Genomic DNA, 17,993 nt, shown 5'->3' with positions numbered 1-17,993 from the left:
ACGACATGCAGCTCAACCTGCACCGGCTCTGGATCTTCATGACGGTCGTGGAGTGCGGCGGCTTCTCGGCCGCCGCGCAGAAGCTCTACCTCAGCCAGCCGTCCGTCTCACACCAGGTCAGGCAGCTTGAGCAGGCGCTGCGCGCCACACTGATCGACCGCAGCGGCGCCCGCATCAGGCTCACCCCCGAGGGCGAGGTGATGCTGGAGTACGCCAGGCGGGTGTTCCTGCTGGCCGACGAGGCCGTGGCCGCCATCCGGCAGGTCTCCGGGCTGCAGACCGGCAAGCTGGTCGCGGGAGGCACCACCACCGTCGGCACGTACCTCCTGCCGCCGTTGCTGGCCGCCTTCCGCGACCGTCATCCGGGCATCGAGCTCGGCATCCAGGTCGGCAACGGCCAGCGGGTCGAGCGCGGCCTGGTGGACGGCGAGATCGGCGTCGCGGTGCTGGCCGGCGAGCCCGGCGCGGCGCAGCTCGTCAGCGAGCCGATCCTGGAGGACCGGCTCGTCGTCATCACCCAGCCGGGCCACCGGCTGTCCAGCAAGGGCCGCGCCGAGCCGGCCGACCTGACGGGCGAGTTCTTCCTCATCCGCGAGCCCGGCTCCTCCACCCGCGAGCTGCAGGAGCAGGCGCTGGAGACGTGGGGGCTCGAAGAGGCCGGCCGCAGCGAGATCTGGGGCCCGGAGACGATCAAGCAGGCGGTCGCCGCGGGGCTCGGCGTCTCGCTGGTGTCCGAGCACTGCGTCGAGCAGGAGCTCGCCGACGGGCGGCTGGCGGCCCTGGAGGTGCTGCCCGCGCCCAAGCCCCGCCCCATCGTGCTGGCCCACCGCCGCGACCGGCTGCTGGGGCCCGCGGAGCAGGCGTTCATCGCCATGCTGCGCAACGTCCGCAGCTGGCCGGGGATCACTCGCTTGAGGAGCATCTCTTGACATCCCTGCCCTCCCGGGCACAGGTCGTGATCATCGGCGGCGGCATCGCGGGCTGCAGCGTGGCCTACCACCTGGCCCAGCTGGGCTGGACCGACGTCGTGCTGCTCGAACAGGGGCAGCTCTCCTGCGGCACCACGTGGCACGCCGCCGGGCTCGTCGGCCAGCTCCGCAGCACCGAGAGCATGACCAGGCTGATCAAGTACAGCACCGACCTGTACGCCCGCCTGGAGGCCGAGACCGGCTTCGGCACCGGCTGGAGGCAGTGCGGCAGCGTCAGCGTGGCCCGCACCCCCGAGCGCATGACCCAGTTGCGGCGCACCGCGGCCGCCGCCCGGAACTACGGCATCCAGGCCGAGGTCGTCAGCGCGCGCGAGGCGGGCGAGCTGTGGCCGGTCATGCGCACCGACGACCTGGTGGGCGGCGTCTGGCTGCCCGGCGACGGCAAGGCCAACCCGTCGGACCTCACGCAGGCGCTGGCCAGGGGCGCGCAGCGGCACGGCGTCCAGGTGATCGAGCGGGTCCGGGTCACCGGCGTCACCGTGCGCGACGGCGCCGTGCGCGGCGTGCACACCTCCGAGGGCCACATCGAGACCGAGGTGCTGGTCAACTGCGCCGGGCAGTGGGCCAAGGAGGTCGGCAGGATGGCCGGCGCGACCGTCCCGCTGCACTCGGCCGAGCACTACTACGTGGTCACCGAACGCATCCCCGGCGTGCGCCCCGACCTGCCCGTGCTGCGCGACCCCGACGGCTACGCCTACCTCAAGGAGGAGGTCGGCGGCCTGGTCGTGGGCGGCTTCGAGCCGGACGCCAAGCCCTGGGGCATGGACGGCATCCCCCACCCCTTCGAGTTCCAGCTCCTGGAGGCGGACTGGGACCAGTTCGCGATCATCATGGAGAACGCGATCCAGCGCGTCCCGGCGTTGGAGAGCGCCGGGATCAGGATGTTCTACAACGGGCCGGAGAGCTTCACGCCCGACAACATGTTCCTGCTGGGCGAGACCCCCGAGGTGCGCGGCCTGTTCGTCGGCGCGGGGTTCAACTCGGCCGGCATCGCCTCGGCGGGCGGCGCCGGCCGCGCGCTGGCCGAGTGGATCGTGAACGGCGAGCCGACCGGCGACCTGTGGCCCGCCGACATCCGGCGCTTCGCCCGCTGGGCCGGCAACGACACCTGGCTGCGCGACCGGGTCACCGAGACGCTGGGGCTGCACTACGCGATGTCCTGGCCGGACCGTGAGCTGGAGACCGCCCGGCCGCTGCGCCGCTCGCCGGTGCACCACCTGCTGGCGCAGGCCGGGGCGCGCTTCGGGTCGAAGATGGGCTGGGAGCGGGTCAACTACTTCGGGCCCGCCACGCCGTCCACGTTCGGGCGGCCGGGATGGCAGCCGTACGTGGACGCCGAGGTGGCGGCCTGCCGGAACGCGGCGGCGCTGTTCGACCAGACGGCCTTCTCCAAGTTCGTCCTCAAGGGCCCGGAGGCCATGGAGGCGTTGCAGTGGCTGTGCACCGCCGACGTGGACGTCGAGCCCGGCCGGGTCGTCTACACCGGCCTGCTCAACGACCGGGGCGGCTACGAGTCGGACCTGACGGTGACGCGCGTGGCCCGCGAGGAGTACCTGATCGTGACCGGCTCGGCCCAGACCACCAGGGACTTCGACCACATCTCCAAGGGCCTCGGCGACCGGCGGGCGGTCCTGGTGGACGTCACCGGCGCGTACGCCGTCTTCGGCGTGATGGGCCCCTCGTCCAGGACGATCCTGCAGTCGGTGTCGAAGTCCGACTTCTCCGCCTTCGACTTCGGCACGTCCCGGCTGGTCGACCTCGGCCACGCCACCGTGCGCGCCACCCGCGTCACGTACGTGGGCGAGCTGGGCTGGGAGTTGTACGTGCCCGCCGAGTTCGCCGTCACCGTGCACGAGACGCTCATGGGCGCCGGCGGGCTGACCCAGGCCGGTCACTACGCCATCGAGGCCATGCGCATCGAGAAGGGCTACCGCGCCTGGGGCCGCGAGCTGGGCCCCGAGATCACCCCCGCCGCCGCCGGACTGCGTTTCACCTGCAAGAAGAGCGGCGGCTATCGGGGAGCGCGGCACGCTCTGGAGACGCCGTCGCGCAGGGTAGTCTCGATCGTGCTGGACGACCCCGCCGCACACCTGTGGGGCGGCGAGTCCCTGCTGTCCGACGGCGTCCCGGTGGGCTACGTCACCTCGGCGGCCCACAGCCCCACGCTCGGCAGGTCCGTGGCGCTGGGCTTCGTCACCGAGGTCTCGCAGGAAGGCGGCGTCACGCTGGAGAAGGTGGAGGTCGACGTGGCCGGCGACCTGTACTCTGCCCAGATCAGCCTCAAGGCGCCCTACGATCCCACGTCCGCGAGAGTGAAGGCATGAGCAGCCACGCCGAGTACATCCTGACCCTGTCCTGCCCCGACCGCCCCGGCGTGGTGGCCGCCGTCTCCGGCCTGCTGGCGGCGCACGGGTGCAACATCATCGAGAGCCAGCAGTTCGGCGACCGGGTCGCCCAGCGGTTCTTCATGCGCGTGCAGTTCTCCGGCCCGCTCGGCGAGGACGAGCTGGGCGCCGCCTTCGCGGCCCTGGCCCCCGACTTCGCCATGGAGTTCAGGCTGCGCGACGTGGCCAGGAAGCCGCGCGTGCTGATCATGGTCAGCCGGTTCGACCACTGCCTCAACGACCTGCTCTACCGGGTCAGGTCGAAGACGCTCGGCATCGAGGTCGTCGCGGTCGCCTCCAACCACCCCGACCTGCGCCCGCTCACCCAGTCGTACGGCATCGACTACCACCACCTGCCGATCACGCCCGAGACCAAGCCGAGGCAGGAGGCCGAGGTGCTGGCGCTGGTCGAGCACTACCAGGTCGACCTGGTGGTGCTGGCCCGCTACATGCAGGTGCTGTCGGAGGACCTGTGCGAGAAGCTGGCCGGGCGGGCGATCAACATCCACCACTCGTTCCTGCCGTCGTTCAAGGGCGCCAAGCCCTACCACCAGGCCCACAACCGGGGCGTCAAGCTCATCGGCGCCACGGCCCACTACGTGACCTCCGACCTCGACGAGGGGCCGATCATCGAGCAGGAGGTCGCCCGGGTCAACCACAGCCACTCGCCGGACGACCTCGTGCGCATCGGGCGCGACGTGGAGTGCGTGGCGCTGGCCCGCGCGGTCCAGTGGCACGCCGAGCAGCGCGTCCTGCTCGACGGCCACAAGACCGTCGTCTTCCCCCGCTGACCGCTCTTCGCGGCTTTACGGGCGGTACGTCCCGAAGAACCAGGAGTTGCCTTCGGGGTCCTCGCAGGCGTACTCGCGCGAGCCGTACGGCTGGTCGGTGAGCTCCATGGTGATCACGGCCCCCGCGGCCCTGGCGCGATCGTGGTGGGCGTCGACGTCGTCGACCGCGATGTAGACGCCGGGCCCGCCCGGCTTCCCCCGGCCGATCATGATCAGGTCGTCCTCGACGAACAGCTCGGCGTGCTCGACGACCCCGGACCCGTCCTTCGACGACTCGTGCACCCGGAACCCGAACGCCCCGGTCAGGAAGTCGAGCGCCGCCTGCGGGTGCTCGTAGCGGGCCAGTGCGTAGACAGTGCGTTTCATGGCTCCAGCATGTCCGCCGGCCCGCCCGCGGGTCTTGGACGAATCTGACCGGGCGTGGTGCCGCCGAGCGCCCGGAACTCCCGGTTGAGATGGGCCTGGTCGTAGAAGCCGCACTCGGCCGCGACCGCGGCGATCGGCCTGCCGGAGCGCAGCAGCCGCGCCGCCCGGCCGAACCTGATCACCCGGGCCGCCGTCTTGGGGGCCAGCCCGACCTGGTCGTGGAAGCGGGCCACCAGATGCCGATGGCTCCAGCCCAGCGACGCGGCCAGCGACGACACGCCGAGCCGCCCGCCCGACTCCAGCAGCCGCGCCCACGCCCACGGCAGCTCGGGGCCCACCTGCGGCCCGGCCAGGATGCGCGCGGTCAGCAGCCGGTCGGTCAGGGCCAGCCGCTCCCGCCACGACGGCGTCGCGGCCAGCCGGTCGAGCAGCTCCCCGGCCCACGGCCCGAGCACCGCCTCCACCGGGACCACCCGGCTCGTCAGGTGGCGCATCGGCAGCCCGTACAGCCGCCGCGCCCCGAACGGCGTGAGCACCACCTCCACGCCCTCGCAGGGCCCCTCGACGCGGGTGACCGCGAACCGGTCGGCGAGCCCGCCCGCGAACGCACTGACCCGCTCCCCGTACGCCTCCATCGGCGCGCCGACGCCCAGGATGAGCACCGCCCCGGGAAGGGCGGCCTCGGCGCGCGTGACGGGCGCGGGATAGTGCTCGCTGTAGGCGCAGAGCCGGGTGACGTACGGCCGCAGCGCAGCGCTGGGGACGGCCTCGACGACGGCCGGCCCCAGGCTGCTCATGCCTGCGACACTACAGACCGGTGTGCTGGGCGAGGAAGGTCAGCGTGTCGGCCGACAGATCGACCGTCCGGCTCACCGAGCGGGCGCCGTGGCCCACCTCGGCCTCGTTGCGCAGCAGCACCGGCCGCCCGGCCGTGGAGGCGTGCTGCAACGCCGCGCACATCTTCCAGGCGTGCAGCGGGTGCACCCGCGTGTCGGACTGGAAGACGGTGAACAACGTCGCCGGGTAGGCCACCGACTCCTCGACCCGGTGGTAGGGCGAATACCCCCACAACCAGCCGAACTGCTCGGGGTCGTCGGCACTGCCGTACTCGACGTTCCAGGTCGCGCCGAGGCCGAACTTCTCGTACCTGATCATGTCGAGCAGCGGCGCCGAGCAGACCACGGCCGCGTACAGGTCGGGACGCTGCGTCAGCGCGGCGCCCACCAGCAGGCCGCCGTTGGAGCCGCCGGAGATGCCGAGCTGCTCGCGGGTGGTGACGCCGGTCTCGATGAGGTGCTCGGCCGCGGCGTGGAAGTCGTCGAACACGTTCTGCTTGTTGGCCAGCATGCCCGCGCGGTGCCAGTCCTCGCCCTCCTCGCCGCCGCCGCGCAGGTTGGCGATGGCGTAGACGCCGCCCGCCTCGACCCAGGCCAGGATCGAGGCCGAGTAGCCGGGGGTCATGGACAGGCCGAAGCCGCCGTAGCCGTACAGGATCGTGGGCCGGGGGCCGGGCCGCTCGTCGGCGGGGGAGATGATCAGCATCCGGACGTCGGTGCCGTCCTTGGACCGGTACACCACCTGCGAGGTGCGCACCGGCGGCACCTCGACCGCGCCCGGCGAGGCGGCCCACAGCGTGGTCTCGCCCGTGCGGGCGTCGTAGCGCTGGATCGTCGGCGGCGTGGTGTTGTCGGTGTAGCCGAACCACGCCTCGAAGCCGCCCTCGGGACGCTCGGAGATGCCGCCGATCGTGCCCAGCCCCGGCGTCGGCACCGAGCCGACGCGTTCGCCGGTCGCCAGGTCGTGGACGGTGATCTCGCTGATCGCGTGGCGGGTCCAGCCCACCAGCATGACCGGGCGCTCCAGGTCGTCGAGGATCGCGAAGTCGGACAGCACCGCCTCGGGGTCCTCGGGGATCAGGTCGCGCCAGGTCTCGTAGCCGGGGTCGGCCGGGTCGGTCACGCACACGCGGCCGCGGGAGGCGTCCCTGTCGGTGTGGACGTAGAGCCGGCCGTCGCGGCCGAACACCAGGGCGGTCTGCGCGTCGACGCCCTCCTGCACGACCTTCAGGTCGGGGGAGTCGGCGGGCGAGGCGGTCAGGTCGGCCACCCACAGGTCGTTGCGCGGCGCGGTGCCCTCGTGCGCCGAGACCTGGAGCCAGTGGCCGTCGCGCGAGACGGAGACGCCGTAGTAGTTGGTCATCTTCAGCCCCTGGCCGAAGATCATCACGTCGTCCTCGGTCGAGGTGCCGACGCGGTGGAGGTAGACGCGGCGGTGGAACTGCGCCTCGTTCTCCGGCACCTCGGTGCGCGGCAGCCTGCGCACGTAGTAGAACGCCTCGCCGCCGGGCAGCCAGGCGATGGGGGAGTAGCGGCAGCGGTCGATCGGGCCCTCGACGCGCGTCCCGGTGGCGACGTCCATGACGTAGAGGACCGACTCCTCGTCGCCGCCCACCGAGATCTGGTACGCCAGCAGCCGCCCTTCCTTGTCGGGCTGCACGGCGTCGAGCGTGGTGAGACCGGACGGGTCGATCTCCATCGGGTCGATCAGCGCCCGCTCGGTGCCGTCGGCCTCGACCACGTAGTAGACCGCGTGCTCCTGGTCGGGCGTGCGGCGGGAGAAGAACCGGCGCTCCCCGCGCCAGGCCGGAACCCCCACCGAGCCGGACCGCAGCAGCTCGGCGATGCGGTCCTTGAACCGCTGCTCGCCACGGCTGGCGTTGAACAGCTCGGCCTGCGCGAGCAGCCACTCCTTGGTGTCCGGGCTGTCAGGGTCCTCCAGCCACCGGTACGGGTCGGGGACGGGCGTTTCGTGCAGGATGTCGACGACGTCTTCGCGGCGTGCCGTCGGATAAGGCTCTCGCGTCATGCCAGGAACCCTACTGCCAAGGTGGGGGCGTAAAGCGCTGGTGAAGCGGGCATAAAACGTAACGTGTGTCCCTCTGGTCATTCCGGCTTGAAGATTATGGGGTGGCGGGGACGCTACGGCTAACGCCAGACTTGGTGACAGGACGGTGCCGTGGTGACCATCCGCTGGACCGTCCGGCGGAGGTCCATGTGACGGAAGCATCAGTGCCCCAGGAGGGGCCGACAGGCGGGACATGCCACGGCATGTCCCCTTTGATACGCGCGCGGCAGGGAGAGGCCCGATGACGCGCCAGGTCCTGCTGCTCAACGCCACCTACGAGCCGCTCACCACGCTCTCGCTCCACCGGGCCATCGTCCTGGTGCTGCGGGAGAAGGCCGACGTCGTGCACCGCGACGGGCGGGGCGCCCAGCTCCGCTCGGCGAGCTGCACCCTCGACGTGCCTTCGGTGATCAGGCTCCGCAGATACGTCCGCATCCCCTACCGGTCCCGAATCCCGCTGACCAGGGCCGCCCTCATGCGGCGCGACGACTACCGCTGCGCCTACTGCGGGCAGCGGGCCGAGACCATCGACCACGTGATCCCGAGATCGCGCGGCGGCACCCACACGTGGGAGAACTGCGTCGCCTCGTGCACGACCTGCAACCACCGCAAGGCCGACAAATACCTGGAGGAGCTGGGATGGACGCTGCGCGTCCTCCCGGCGGTGCCGAGGGGCGCCCACTGGCGGCTCATCGGCGCCTCGCTCGTCGGCGATCCACAATGGGCGCCCTACCTGGAGGCGGCGGCCTAGCAATCCCTTTGAAGCCGGAGGCCACCGCCTGCCACCATGACGGGCATGTGGACCTTCACCTCCGATCCGGAGGAATTCGCCGCGGTCGCCGAGCCGTTCCTGCTCGGCGACCCGGTCGGCAACACGGTTCCGCTGACCGTCCTGGCCAACCTGCGCGCCGGCCATCCCGCCGACGCCGCCTTCTTCGCCTGGTGGACCGCCGGGGGCCAGGTGCGCGCCGCCGCCTTCCGCACGCCGCCCGCCCCCCTGAGCCTCACGCGCATGCCCGCCGAGGCCGTCGCCCCGCTGGTCGAGGCGCTCGGCGGCGACGTGCCCATGGTCGTGGGGCCGGTCGAGGTGACGGCCGAGGTCGTCCGGCTGCTCGGCGAGCCCGACCGGACGGTGTCCGAACGGCTCTACCGGCTCGGCGCGCTCGCCGTCCCGTCCGTGGCCGGCCGCGGCCGGCTCGCCGGGCCCGGCGACTTCCCGCTGATGGTGAGCTGGTACCAGGCGTTCGGCGCCGAGGTCGGGCTCGGCGAGGCGCACGACGTCGCCGAGCGGGTCGCCCAGCGGGTGGCCGGGCGCGAGCTGTTCGTGTGGGAGGCCGAGGGCGTGCCGGTCTCGGTGGCCGGGCTCGGCCGGGCGGCCGGCGGCGTGTGCCGCGTCGGACCGGTCTACACGCCGCCGTCGTGCCGCAGGAAGGGCTACGGGGCCGCGGTCACCGCGTACGCCAGCGAAGTGGCGCTGGCCGAACGGTGCGAGCAGGTCGTGCTCTTCACCGACCTGGACAACCCGACCAGCAACGCGATCTACCGGTCGATCGGCTACGAGCCCGTCTCCGACCATGCGCACCTGACCTACGCCGGCTCCCGCTCACCGGCCACAGCGGGTTAGGCTTACCGCATGCCGCGTTACGACTTCCGCTGCCGCGCCTGCGGCTCCACGTTCGAGGTCTCCCGTCCCATGTCGGCCTCAGACGAGCCGGCGACCTGCCCGGAGGGCCACGGCGACACGGTCAAGCTGCTGTCCACCGTCTCCATGACCGGTGGCGCCGCCGCTCCCCGTCCGGCCGGCGGTGGCGGCTGCTGCGGCGGAGGCTGCTGCTCCTCCTGACCGGCGGGCCCGGGTGAACGCCTCCACGGCGAGCCGGGCCGCCCGTTCCACGGTCGCCACGCCCGTCGCCATGTCCGGGCTGCGCTCCGACAGCACGGCGATGAGCAGTTCGTGCCCGTTCAGCACGATCCGGCCCACGCTGTTGACCGTCCACCGCCCGTCGTGCGCGTCCACCGGCAGCCAGCCGTTCTTGAGCGCCACCTCGCCGCCGGCGGCGCTGACGCCCCACGCCTGCGACCGGTCCACCGACGACATGAGCCCCAGCGCCCAGCGGCGGCTCGCGGCCGTCACCGGCCCGGCGGGGTCGGTGAGCTGCTCCAGCACCCGCACCTGGTCCGACGGGTGGCTGAGGGTCATGCCCCACGACAGGCCCGCGCCCGGCCTGGTGTCGCGCACCTCCAGCGCGCCCAGGACCCGGCTGAGCCCCTCCTGGCCGCCGACCGTCATGTACAGCTCGTGCGCGCTCTCGTTGTGGCTCTGGCGGATCATCCGGGAGGCGAGCCTGCGTTCGTACGCGCCGAGCCGCCGGTGCTCGCTCTGCCTGAGCAGCAGCAGGGCGAGCAGGATGTCCACCTTGGCCACGCTGGCCAGCACGAACGGCCTGCCCTCGGCGTAGGAGTACCGCACGCCCGTCGCACGGTCGTACACCGACAGCGCCACCCGCCCCGGACGGCCCCGCAGCTGACGTTCCAGCGCCCGGTCGAGCGCCCGCCGCGTGGCCGGCGGCAGCAGGCGCTCCACGGCCACCGCCTGGCGGTGCGCCACGATCGGGAGCGGGGCCGGACGCGGGCCCGCCGCGCAGGCGGACACGGCGACGGGCAGCAGGGCGGCGATGAGCGAGATCCCCCGGACGCGCATGTGCGCGAGCCTGTCACGCCCCGCACCAACGCCCGGGGGCCCGAGGGTCAAGCTTGCGGCAGGTTACGCCGCAGTGCTCTGCTCGCGGCTCATGCCGCGGTGGTGCGCCGGCGGCGGCGCTGGAAGGGCAGGAACCGGTCGGCCAGGTGCGGCCGCGACGGGGTCAGGGTGGGCTCGACCGCGATGATGCGGTCGAACCGGAACGCCCTGATGGCCCGCCGCATCCGGCACACGCCGACCAGGTACCAGTATTCGCGGTGGACCAGGCAGGTCACCGGCTCGACGTCGCGGGAGGTGACGGCCCCCGAGGCGTCGCGGTAGTGGAGGCGGATCATGAGGCGGCTGGTGATGGCGTCGGCGATGAGCCTGGCCCGGGAGGCGGTCTCCACGGGCAGCGGCTCGGTCAGGGTCGCGAGCGTGGTCGCGATGACGTCGTCGTCGAGCTCCAGGTGTTCGAGCGCGTGTTGCAGGCCGCGCCGTGCGGCGACGGCCTGCGGGCCCGCTCCGAGGTGAGCGAGGGAGAGGGCGATGGCGGCGATCTCGGCGGTCGTCAGCGGGCGAGTCTCGTCCTTCACGACTGTCGTCATACCCCAAGAATAGGGACGACCACCGACAATTTTCGAAAATCTGTGCGGTGGACCGGGGGTCCACCGCACCCTAACTATCGGGACAGCTGCGTCAGATCACGCGAGGCGCCGGTCGAGGCGGACGTGGTCATCGCCGCGTACGCCTGCAGCGCCACGCTCACCGGACGGTTGCGGTCGCGCGGCCGGTAGCCGCCCAGGTCGGCCAGCAGCCGCTCGCGCCGCGCGGCCAGCTCGGCCTCGGGCACCCGCAGCTCCATCGACCGGCCGGGGATGTCGATGTCGATGATGTCGCCGTCCTCGACCAGCGCGATCGCGCCGCCCTCGGCCGCCTCCGGCGAGGCGTGCCCGATCGACAGCCCGGACGTGCCGCCGGAGAAGCGGCCGTCGGTGACCAGCGCGCACGCCTTGCCCAGGCCCTTGCCCTTGAGGAAGGAGGTCGGGTAGAGCATCTCCTGCATGCCGGGGCCGCCCTTGGGGCCCTCGTAGCGGATGACCACCACGTCGCCCTCCTTGACCCGCCCGCCGAGGATGCCCTCGACGGCCTGCTCCTGCGACTCGAACACCACCGCGGGCCCGCTGAACTTCCAGATCGACTCGTCGACCCCCGCGGTCTTCACCACCGCGCCGTCGAGCGAGATGTTGCCGTAGAGCACGGCCAGGCCGCCGTCGGCGCTGTAGGCGTGCTCAAGGTCGCGGATGCAGCCCTGCGCCCGGTCGAGGTCGAGGGAGTCCCAGCGGTTGTCCTGCGAGTACGCCTTCACCGTGCGCACGTTGCCCGGCGCCGCGTGCCACAGCTCGACGGCCTCGGGCAGCACGGTCGGCGACTTGACGTCCCAGGCGGCCAGCGTGTCGGCCAGCGTGCCCCCGTTGACCGTGGGCACGTCGCTGTGCAGCAGCCCCGCCCGGTCGAGCTCGCCCAGGATGGCCGGGATGCCGCCGGCGCGGTGGACGTCCTCGACGTGGTACTTGCTGGTGGCCGGGGCGACCTTGCACAGGCACGGCACCCGCAGCGAGATCTCGTTGATCTCCTTGAGGCCGAAGTCGACCTCGGCCTCGCGGGCCGCGGCCAGGATGTGCAGGATCGTGTTGGTGGAGCCGCCCATCGCCACGTCGAGCGCCATGGCGTTCTCGAACGCCGCGCGGCTGGCGACCGAGCGCGGCAGCACCGACTCGTCGCCGTCCTCGTAGTAGCGGCGGGTGATCTCGACGAGCTGGCGGCCGGCGTCCTCGAAGAGCTGCTTGCGCCGCTTGTGGGTGGCCAGGATCGTGCCGTTGCCGGGCAGGGCCAGGCCCATGGCCTCGGTCAGGCAGTTCATGGAGTTGGCGGTGAACATGCCCGAGCAGGAGCCGCAGGTGGGGCAGGCGTTCTCCTCCATCTCCAGCAGCTCGGCGTCGGTCACCGACTCGTCGGCGGCGGCGACCATCGGGTCGACGAGGTCGAGCTTGCGACCCGGCGTCTTGCCGGCCTCCATGGGGCCGCCGGAGACGAAGATCGTGGGGATGTTCAGCCGGAACGCGGCCAGCAGCATGCCCGGCGTGATCTTGTCGCAGTTGGAGACGCAGATCAGCGCGTCGGCGCAGTGGGCGTTGACCATGTACTCGACGGCGTCGGCGATCAGCTCGCGGGACGGCAGCGAGTAGAGCATGCCGCCGTGGCCCATCGCGATGCCGTCGTCGACGGCGATCGTGTTGAACTCGCGCGGGATCGCCCCCGCCTCGCGGATCGCGGCCGAGACGACGTCGCCGACCTCGCGCAGGTGCACGTGGCCCGGGACGAACTGGGTGAAGCTGTTGGCCACCGCGATGATGGGTTTGCCGAAGTCGCTCCCGGCTACGCCGGTCGCCCGGAGCAGGGCCCGGGCGCCGACCATGTTCCTGCCGTGGGTGACCGTACGTGACCTGAGGGCCGGCATTGTGCTTCTCCCATCATGAGGCGAGTCTTCACATGTTACGGCCACCCGCCCGGCACCTGAGACGCGTGTCCACTACCCGGACGGCTCAGTCCGGCAACCGTACGGCCGCGAGCTGGGTCGCCTGGGCCACCAGCCGGCCCTTGGAGTCCCAGACGTGGGCCACCTCGTCCATGCGGTCGCCGCCGACGTCCGTGGCCGACAGGCGGACCCTGATCGGGCCGGGGGCGGGCAGCCGGCGGATGTAGGCCGAGAGCTGAATCGTCGGCACCCAGCCGGACAGCCCGAGGTCGAACGAGACCGGCGGCACCGGGTCGAGCGCCACCAGCAGGCTCAGCGGGTCCCAGTCGGAGCCGTCGGCCAGGCGCTGCCAGCTCGCGATCTCGCCCTTCCTGGTCGGCGCCCCGAACGCGAACGCCAGATGCGCCGGATCGACGCGCTCCTCGACCACGGCCATCAGCGGCACGGCGAAGTCCGCGCCGGGCGGGTCGGTGGGCGCGAGGAAGCAGTCCTCCTCGGCCGGCAGCTCGACCGGGGGGAGCGAGGTCCACCAGGGGTCGCCGTCGTCCAGGACGCCGAGCGTGACGTGCGACTCGACGCGCACCCTGCCCTCCTGGGCCAGCGAGACCCGTACCTGGGCCACGCTCCGGCCGATCCGCAGCGGCTCCACGCGCACGTCCGCCGGGCCGGGCGCGGGCGGCTCGACGAAGGCGCCGCTCACGGCGGTCACGTGCGGGTGCCGCTCGCCGGCGCCGCTCTGGCAGGCGGCGCGGGCCAGCACCGCCAGCAGGTAGCCGCCGTGCAACTTGGTGCCCACGCTCCACTGGGCGTCCAGCGTGGCGCCGAACTCGTCCGCGCCGCGGGCGACCAGCGCGGTCGCCTCCCCGAAAGTCCCCATTTTTCGCGATATCCCTTCAGATATCCGTTCAGCAGAAGGTCAGATTGACACCGTCAACCTGACGGCGTCAATCTGAGATCCATGACCGCTGCGAGACGTGTGCGCGCCCGGCGCGGAGAAGGCGGCCTGCTGCGGGAGGAGATCCTGCGCGCGGCCGAGGACCTGCTGACCGAGTCCGGCAGCGAGGACGCCCTCACCCTGCGCGCCGTCGCCCAGCGCGCCGGGGTGTCCACGCCCTCGGTCTACCTGCACTTCGCCGACAGGGAGGCGCTGCTGGAGGCCGTCTGCCTGCGCGTGTGGGACGAGTTCGGCCGGATGTTCAGCGAGAACCTGACGGGCGACCCGTTCCTCGCGCTCGGCCGCTGCGGACGGGCCTACGCCCGCTTCGCCCTCGACCATCCCGTGCAGTACCGGGTGCTGATGATGCGTCCCTCGGCCGTGCAGGGCGTGCCGCCGGCCGCCGCCGCCTGCTTCCGCCACATGGTGGACGCCGTCGCCGCCTGCGTGGCGGCCCGCGTGCTCGAAGGCGATCCCGAGGAGCTGGCGCTCGGCCTCTGGTCGGCCGTGCACGGCTGCGTCTCGCTGCTCATCGCCCAGCCGTCCTTCCCCTGGCCCGAGGACCGGGAGGCGCTGATCGACCACATCGTCCGCATCGCCGGGGTGGGCACGGCCCTGCTGTCCCGCCTGCCGGACGCGCTGCCGCCCAGCGGCGTGCTGGCCGCCGAGCTGGACGACTTCGGCGCCCGGCTGTCGGCGGGCACGTCGGCGGGCACGTCGGCGGGCGTGAAAAAACCCCGCGGAGCGTGACTCCGCGGGGTCGGCGGGCCGTCCTAGCCCTCGCCGTACCGGGCGGGCAGGACCTGGGCGGCGATGTCGTAGAGCCGGTCGATCTCGGCCGGGGTCAGCGCCCGCTCGCGCTTGGTGATCCACTTGCGCGCCCGGTCGCCCTGGTAGACGTCCACGCCGCGGATGGTCATGATCTTCCACGGCACGGGCGGTCCGTAGATGGCCAGGGACGGCACGACGACGACCTCGCGGCCGAACGCCTTGCTGATCAGCTCGCTGGCCTGGGACGCCTCCCATTTGGCCTCGGTCAGCCTCGGCTTCATGTCGAAGGGGCCGTGGAAGAGCTTCTTGCCCGACTGGACGCGGACGGGAAGCCGTTTGTCCCACTTCTCGGAGTCCACGGCGTAGACGCCGGTCGGCCCCACCACGAGGTGGTCGATCTGGGCCTCGCTGCCGGGGATCGCCCTGGCGTGCAGGGTGCGGTAGCCGCTGCGCTCCAGCCTGCGGAGCTGCCCCTCGGTACGCCGCTCGGCCACGGACGCGCGCCGCCACGCCGGCACCGTGGAGTGGGACCGCGCGCGGTAGACCGCTTCGAAAATGGCCGCGACCACCCCGGCGGTAACGCCCAGACGCCAGTCGCGCAGCAGGAAACCCACCACGATCGCCACGCCGATCGCCACGAGCGCGCGATTGCGCATGCGGCGGAACCGCGGCTCCTGGAGCAGGTCACGCACGGACGCGCGTTCCACGGGCGCGTAGGTGGTGGTGGGCGCCGATGGTGTCGCGGCGGCGGTGCGCTCGCCCTCTGGCCGGTCGCTCACCCAGATGGGTGACGCGTTGTGACCGTCTTCTCGCTGGTTGTCGGAGTCCACGTAACTCACCGTAGCTCGGAGATCGGAATGATTCCTAGTGTTGACCTGTCCATAGTTTTATGGCCCAGCTCATCGTGTTCCACTCATGTTTTCGGGGTATGTCTTACGTTCTTCTCTAGAGATGCCTAGTGTGCCGATCGTGCGAGAAATACACGAGCTTTCCGCGCTCGAGCAGGCCCGGGCCGTCCGCGACCGTGACGTCTCACCGGTCGAGCTCGCCCAGCACTATCTCGACCGGATCGAGCGGATCGATCCCTCGGTCGGCGCGTACGTCACCGTGACCGCCGAACAGGCGCTCGACCAGGCGCGCCGCCTGGAGAAGGACCTGCCTGACGGGCCGCTGGCCGGGGTGCCGATCCCGGTCAAGGACCTCAATCTGGTCAAGGACGTGCCGATCACCTTCGGCTCGGCGGTCTACCGGGGGTTCGTCGCGCCGGTGGACGACACGGTCGTGACGCGGCTGCGCGAGGCCGGCACGGTCATGCTCGGCAAGACCGCCACCCCCGAGTTCGGGCTGCCCTGCTACACCGAGACCGACGTCTCGCCGCCCGCCCGCTCGCCCTGGGACCTCGGCACGTCGGCCGGCGGGTCCAGCGGGGGAGCGGCCGCCGCCGTGGCCGCCGGGCTGGCGCCGGCCGCCCAGGGCAGCGACGGCGCGGGCTCGATCCGCATCCCGGCCTCCGCATGCGGCCTGTACGGCATCAAGCCCACCCGCGGCCGGATCAGCTTCGCCCCGATCATCCCCGACCTGGCCGGCATGTCCACGAACGGCCCGATCGCCCGTACCGTCGCCGACGCCGCGGCCCTGCTCGACGTCATGGCGCACAACGAGCCCGGCGACCTCTACCTCGCGCCCCGGCACGAGGGCACGTACCTCGCCTGCGCCAGCCGCGACCCCGGACGGCTGCGCATCGCCCGCTACGCCGACCCCGTCGTGCCGGGGGCCGAGGTCGATCCCGAGGTGCTGGCCGCGTACGAGGGCGCCGCCGCGATCCTCGCCGGCCTCGGTCACGAGGTCGTGGAGATCCCCAGGCCGTTCGGCGCGGACCTCGTGCCGCAGTTCGTCACCCTCTGGTACACCTTCGCCTGCATGCACCCGGTCGCCGACGATCAGGGGCACCTGCTCAGGCCGCTCACCCGGTGGCTGCGCGAGCGCGGCCTGGCCACCACCGCCCCCGCGTTCCTCCAGGCCCAGGCCGCCCTCCAGCTCGCCACCCGGGGCGCGCTCACGATCACGAACGCCTACGACGCGGTGCTCACCCCGACCCTCACCCAGCCGCCCAGGCCGGTCGGCTGGTTCGAGGACGTGGACGACGTCGAGGAGACCTTCGAACGCATGAAGCGCTTCGCCGCCTTCCCGGCGATCTACAACGTCAGTGGCCAGCCCGCGGTCAACCTGCCGCTGCACTGGAGCGCCGAGGGCCTGCCGATCGGCGTCATGCTGGCCGGGCGGATCGGCGGCGAGGGCACCCTGATCTCGCTGTCGGCCCAGGTCGAGGCGGCTGTGGGCGGGTTCTGGGGCGAGCGGCGGCCGTCCGTCTGGTAGGAGGGTCCCGTACGGGTCTGGCCGGGCACCCGCCGGAGGATTACGTTCGTCGTGTGAACAGCGCGGCGGAAAGTCTGCTCTTTCTCATCGGGGTGTCCTTGGGGCTGTTCGTACTGATCAGCCTGCTGGTCATGGTGCCGGGGCGGGGCTCGTCCCGGGTGGCGGAGCCGGGCCCGGTGTGGCTGGGCGGGCCGTCCGGGAGCGAGCACGGCGTGAGCACGTCGGCCCGGGTGCTGGCCGACGGCGCCGCCCCCTGGGCGCGGACGCCCGAACCCGACTGGACGGCCGCGGCCATGGCCGTCGAGCCGGACGAACACCTCGGCGGCGCCTCGGCAGGCTGGTGACACAACGATGCCCCCCTCAGAACACCCCTCGAACCAGCCCTCTGAGCAGGTACCGACACAGGCGCCGGAGCACCTCTTGGAGCGGCCCTCGGAGGGGCCTCCGACACAGGCTTCGGCGCAGACACCGATGCGGACGCGGACCCGTGCGCCCAGGCGGGCGCTGACGACGGCTCAGGTCGACGATCTCAGGAGGGCCGTCCAGAGGGCCGAGCGGCGCAGCGGGTTACGCTTCGGGGTGTTCCTGGGCGAGCCGGTCGGCGCGCGACGGCACTTCGCCGAGCGCCTGCACGCCGCCCTGGGCGCCGAGTCGGCCGACGCCGTGGTCGTGTTCGTCGATCCGGCGGGACACGCCCTGGAGATCGTCACCGGCGCGAACGCGAGGCGGCGGCTGAGCGACGGCGCCTGCCGGCTCACCGCCCTGTCGATGGCCACCGCCTTCAGCGCGGGCGACCTGATCGGCGGCCTCCTGTACGGCATCACCGCCCTCGCCGACCAAGCCACCCCCCACCACTGACCCCTCCGCCGACCCCGGCGTGCCAACCTGGCGGGCGCGGCCACGCAGGTGCCCTCCAGGTGCAGGCACGGCACCCATCGCTCCAAGGAGCACCGCACCCTTCGGCTCGATCACGCCTCGCACGGGCACCCCTCGGTCCGAAGACACCGCACCCTGCGGGCCAGGCCACGCTGCCGCGCGGCCCCTTCGGCCCAGTCACGCTGTCGTGAGGCCCCTTTCGGGCCAGTCACGCCGTCGCGAGGCACCTTTCGGGTCGGCCACGCTCTCACGCGCCCCCCTTCCGTGCCGGGCACACCACCGCCGTCGGCTCAGGTGTGCTGTGTCCTGCGGCAGCTCAGGCGTGCGGCCCTTTCGGGGCTGGATGTGCCTCGGCCTGGGTGCGCTGTGCCTGGCGGCGGGCC

The 17,993-nt window shown here is 72.4% G+C and carries 17 protein-coding genes; 10 read left to right on the top strand and 7 right to left on the bottom strand.

Annotated elements, in window-relative coordinates; translation table 11 throughout:
- Positions 1 to 5 precede the first annotated feature (5 nt).
- The 3 genes from ACWEJ6_RS32030 to purU are packed head-to-tail and all read left to right on the top strand — an operon-like array spanning position 6 to position 4,164.
- Positions 6 to 929, top strand: a complete 924-nt coding sequence (locus ACWEJ6_RS32030) for a LysR family transcriptional regulator (RefSeq protein ID WP_452428634.1) — start codon at positions 6 to 8, stop codon at positions 927 to 929.
- Entirely contained in the window at positions 926 to 3,313 is a 2,388-nt protein-coding gene (locus ACWEJ6_RS32025) for a GcvT family protein (protein WP_452428632.1), read from the top strand. The genes ACWEJ6_RS32030 and ACWEJ6_RS32025 overlap by 4 nt, the downstream gene beginning before the upstream one ends.
- On the top strand, positions 3,310 to 4,164 hold the full coding sequence (gene purU, locus ACWEJ6_RS32020; RefSeq protein ID WP_352322831.1) for a formyltetrahydrofolate deformylase: 855 nt from the start codon (positions 3,310 to 3,312) through the stop codon (positions 4,162 to 4,164). The genes ACWEJ6_RS32025 and purU overlap by 4 nt, the downstream gene beginning before the upstream one ends.
- 15 nt (positions 4,165 to 4,179) lie before the next feature.
- Here purU and ACWEJ6_RS32015 read toward each other — a convergent pair whose 3' ends face one another.
- Genes ACWEJ6_RS32015 through ACWEJ6_RS32005 form a run of 3 tightly spaced genes read right to left on the bottom strand, consistent with a single transcriptional unit; the run spans position 4,180 to position 7,395 of the window.
- Positions 4,180 to 4,530 carry a VOC family protein gene (locus ACWEJ6_RS32015; protein WP_452428630.1) on the bottom strand — a complete coding sequence of 117 codons (351 nt, stop codon included), beginning with the start codon at positions 4,528 to 4,530 and terminating at the stop codon, positions 4,180 to 4,182.
- The gene (locus tag ACWEJ6_RS32010) at positions 4,527 to 5,327 is read right to left on the bottom strand and encodes a helix-turn-helix domain-containing protein (RefSeq protein WP_452428628.1); all 801 of its coding nucleotides are present in this window, start codon (positions 5,325 to 5,327) and stop codon (positions 4,527 to 4,529) included. Before ACWEJ6_RS32010 ends, ACWEJ6_RS32015 begins: the two co-directional genes overlap by 4 nt.
- Before the next feature lie 10 nt (positions 5,328 to 5,337).
- Positions 5,338 to 7,395: a prolyl oligopeptidase family serine peptidase gene (locus ACWEJ6_RS32005; protein ID WP_452428626.1), complete on the bottom strand. Its 2,058-nt coding sequence runs from the start codon at positions 7,393 to 7,395 to the stop codon at positions 5,338 to 5,340.
- A 280-nt stretch (positions 7,396 to 7,675) separates the two neighbouring features.
- On the opposite strand from ACWEJ6_RS32005, the gene ACWEJ6_RS32000 reads away from it, so the two are divergent.
- From ACWEJ6_RS32000 to ACWEJ6_RS31990, 3 genes are read left to right on the top strand one after another with little or no spacing between them, the layout of a single operon-like run.
- A complete protein-coding gene (locus ACWEJ6_RS32000; protein ID WP_352322827.1) occupies positions 7,676 to 8,185 on the top strand; it encodes an HNH endonuclease in 510 nt (169 codons plus the stop codon).
- 45 nt (positions 8,186 to 8,230) lie between these two features.
- Positions 8,231 to 9,058 (top strand): GNAT family N-acetyltransferase, encoded by an 828-nt coding sequence (locus ACWEJ6_RS31995; RefSeq protein WP_452428623.1) that lies wholly within the window; start codon positions 8,231 to 8,233, stop codon positions 9,056 to 9,058.
- 9 nt (positions 9,059 to 9,067) lie between these two features.
- Entirely contained in the window at positions 9,068 to 9,277 is a 210-nt protein-coding gene (locus tag ACWEJ6_RS31990; protein WP_452428621.1) for a zinc ribbon domain-containing protein, read from the top strand.
- Between the two features lie 947 nt (positions 9,278 to 10,224).
- Here the strand turns inward: ACWEJ6_RS31990 and ACWEJ6_RS31985 are convergent.
- From ACWEJ6_RS31985 to ACWEJ6_RS31975, 3 genes are all read right to left on the bottom strand, one after another.
- A complete protein-coding gene (locus ACWEJ6_RS31985; RefSeq protein ID WP_357980526.1) occupies positions 10,225 to 10,722 on the bottom strand; it encodes a helix-turn-helix transcriptional regulator in 498 nt (165 codons plus the stop codon).
- A gap of 74 nt (positions 10,723 to 10,796) precedes the next feature.
- Entirely contained in the window at positions 10,797 to 12,635 is a 1,839-nt protein-coding gene (gene ilvD / locus ACWEJ6_RS31980) for a dihydroxy-acid dehydratase (protein WP_387679081.1), read from the bottom strand.
- An 85-nt stretch (positions 12,636 to 12,720) separates the two neighbouring features.
- Positions 12,721 to 13,530 (bottom strand): thioesterase family protein, encoded by an 810-nt coding sequence (locus ACWEJ6_RS31975; RefSeq protein WP_452428619.1) that lies wholly within the window; start codon positions 13,528 to 13,530, stop codon positions 12,721 to 12,723.
- A gap of 81 nt (positions 13,531 to 13,611) precedes the next feature.
- Here ACWEJ6_RS31975 and ACWEJ6_RS31970 point away from each other — a divergent pair, with 81 nt between their 5' ends.
- Positions 13,612 to 14,337, top strand: coding sequence for a TetR/AcrR family transcriptional regulator (locus ACWEJ6_RS31970; RefSeq protein WP_352360468.1), 726 nt, complete (start codon positions 13,612 to 13,614; stop codon positions 14,335 to 14,337).
- Between the two features lie 23 nt (positions 14,338 to 14,360).
- On the opposite strand, the gene ACWEJ6_RS31965 is transcribed toward ACWEJ6_RS31970, so the two are convergent.
- Positions 14,361 to 15,188 (bottom strand): nuclease-related domain-containing protein, encoded by an 828-nt coding sequence (locus tag ACWEJ6_RS31965; RefSeq protein WP_364336232.1) that lies wholly within the window; start codon positions 15,186 to 15,188, stop codon positions 14,361 to 14,363.
- A 139-nt stretch (positions 15,189 to 15,327) separates the two neighbouring features.
- On the opposite strand from ACWEJ6_RS31965, the gene ACWEJ6_RS31960 reads away from it, so the two are divergent.
- From ACWEJ6_RS31960 to ACWEJ6_RS31950, 3 genes are all read left to right on the top strand, one after another.
- A complete protein-coding gene (locus tag ACWEJ6_RS31960) occupies positions 15,328 to 16,734 on the top strand; it encodes an amidase (protein WP_452428616.1) in 1,407 nt (468 codons plus the stop codon).
- 53 nt (positions 16,735 to 16,787) lie between these two features.
- On the top strand, positions 16,788 to 17,078 hold the full coding sequence (locus tag ACWEJ6_RS31955; protein WP_452428614.1) for a hypothetical protein: 291 nt from the start codon (positions 16,788 to 16,790) through the stop codon (positions 17,076 to 17,078).
- A 127-nt stretch (positions 17,079 to 17,205) separates the two neighbouring features.
- Positions 17,206 to 17,592: a DUF5130 family protein gene (locus ACWEJ6_RS31950; RefSeq protein ID WP_452428612.1), complete on the top strand. Its 387-nt coding sequence runs from the start codon at positions 17,206 to 17,208 to the stop codon at positions 17,590 to 17,592.
- The last annotated feature ends 401 nt before the right edge of the window (positions 17,593 to 17,993 follow it).

It is taken from the genome of Nonomuraea sp. NPDC004702 (assembly GCF_053601695.1).
Note: the sequence above shows the minus strand (reverse complement) of the source record. Positions and strands in the feature narration are given on the sequence as shown.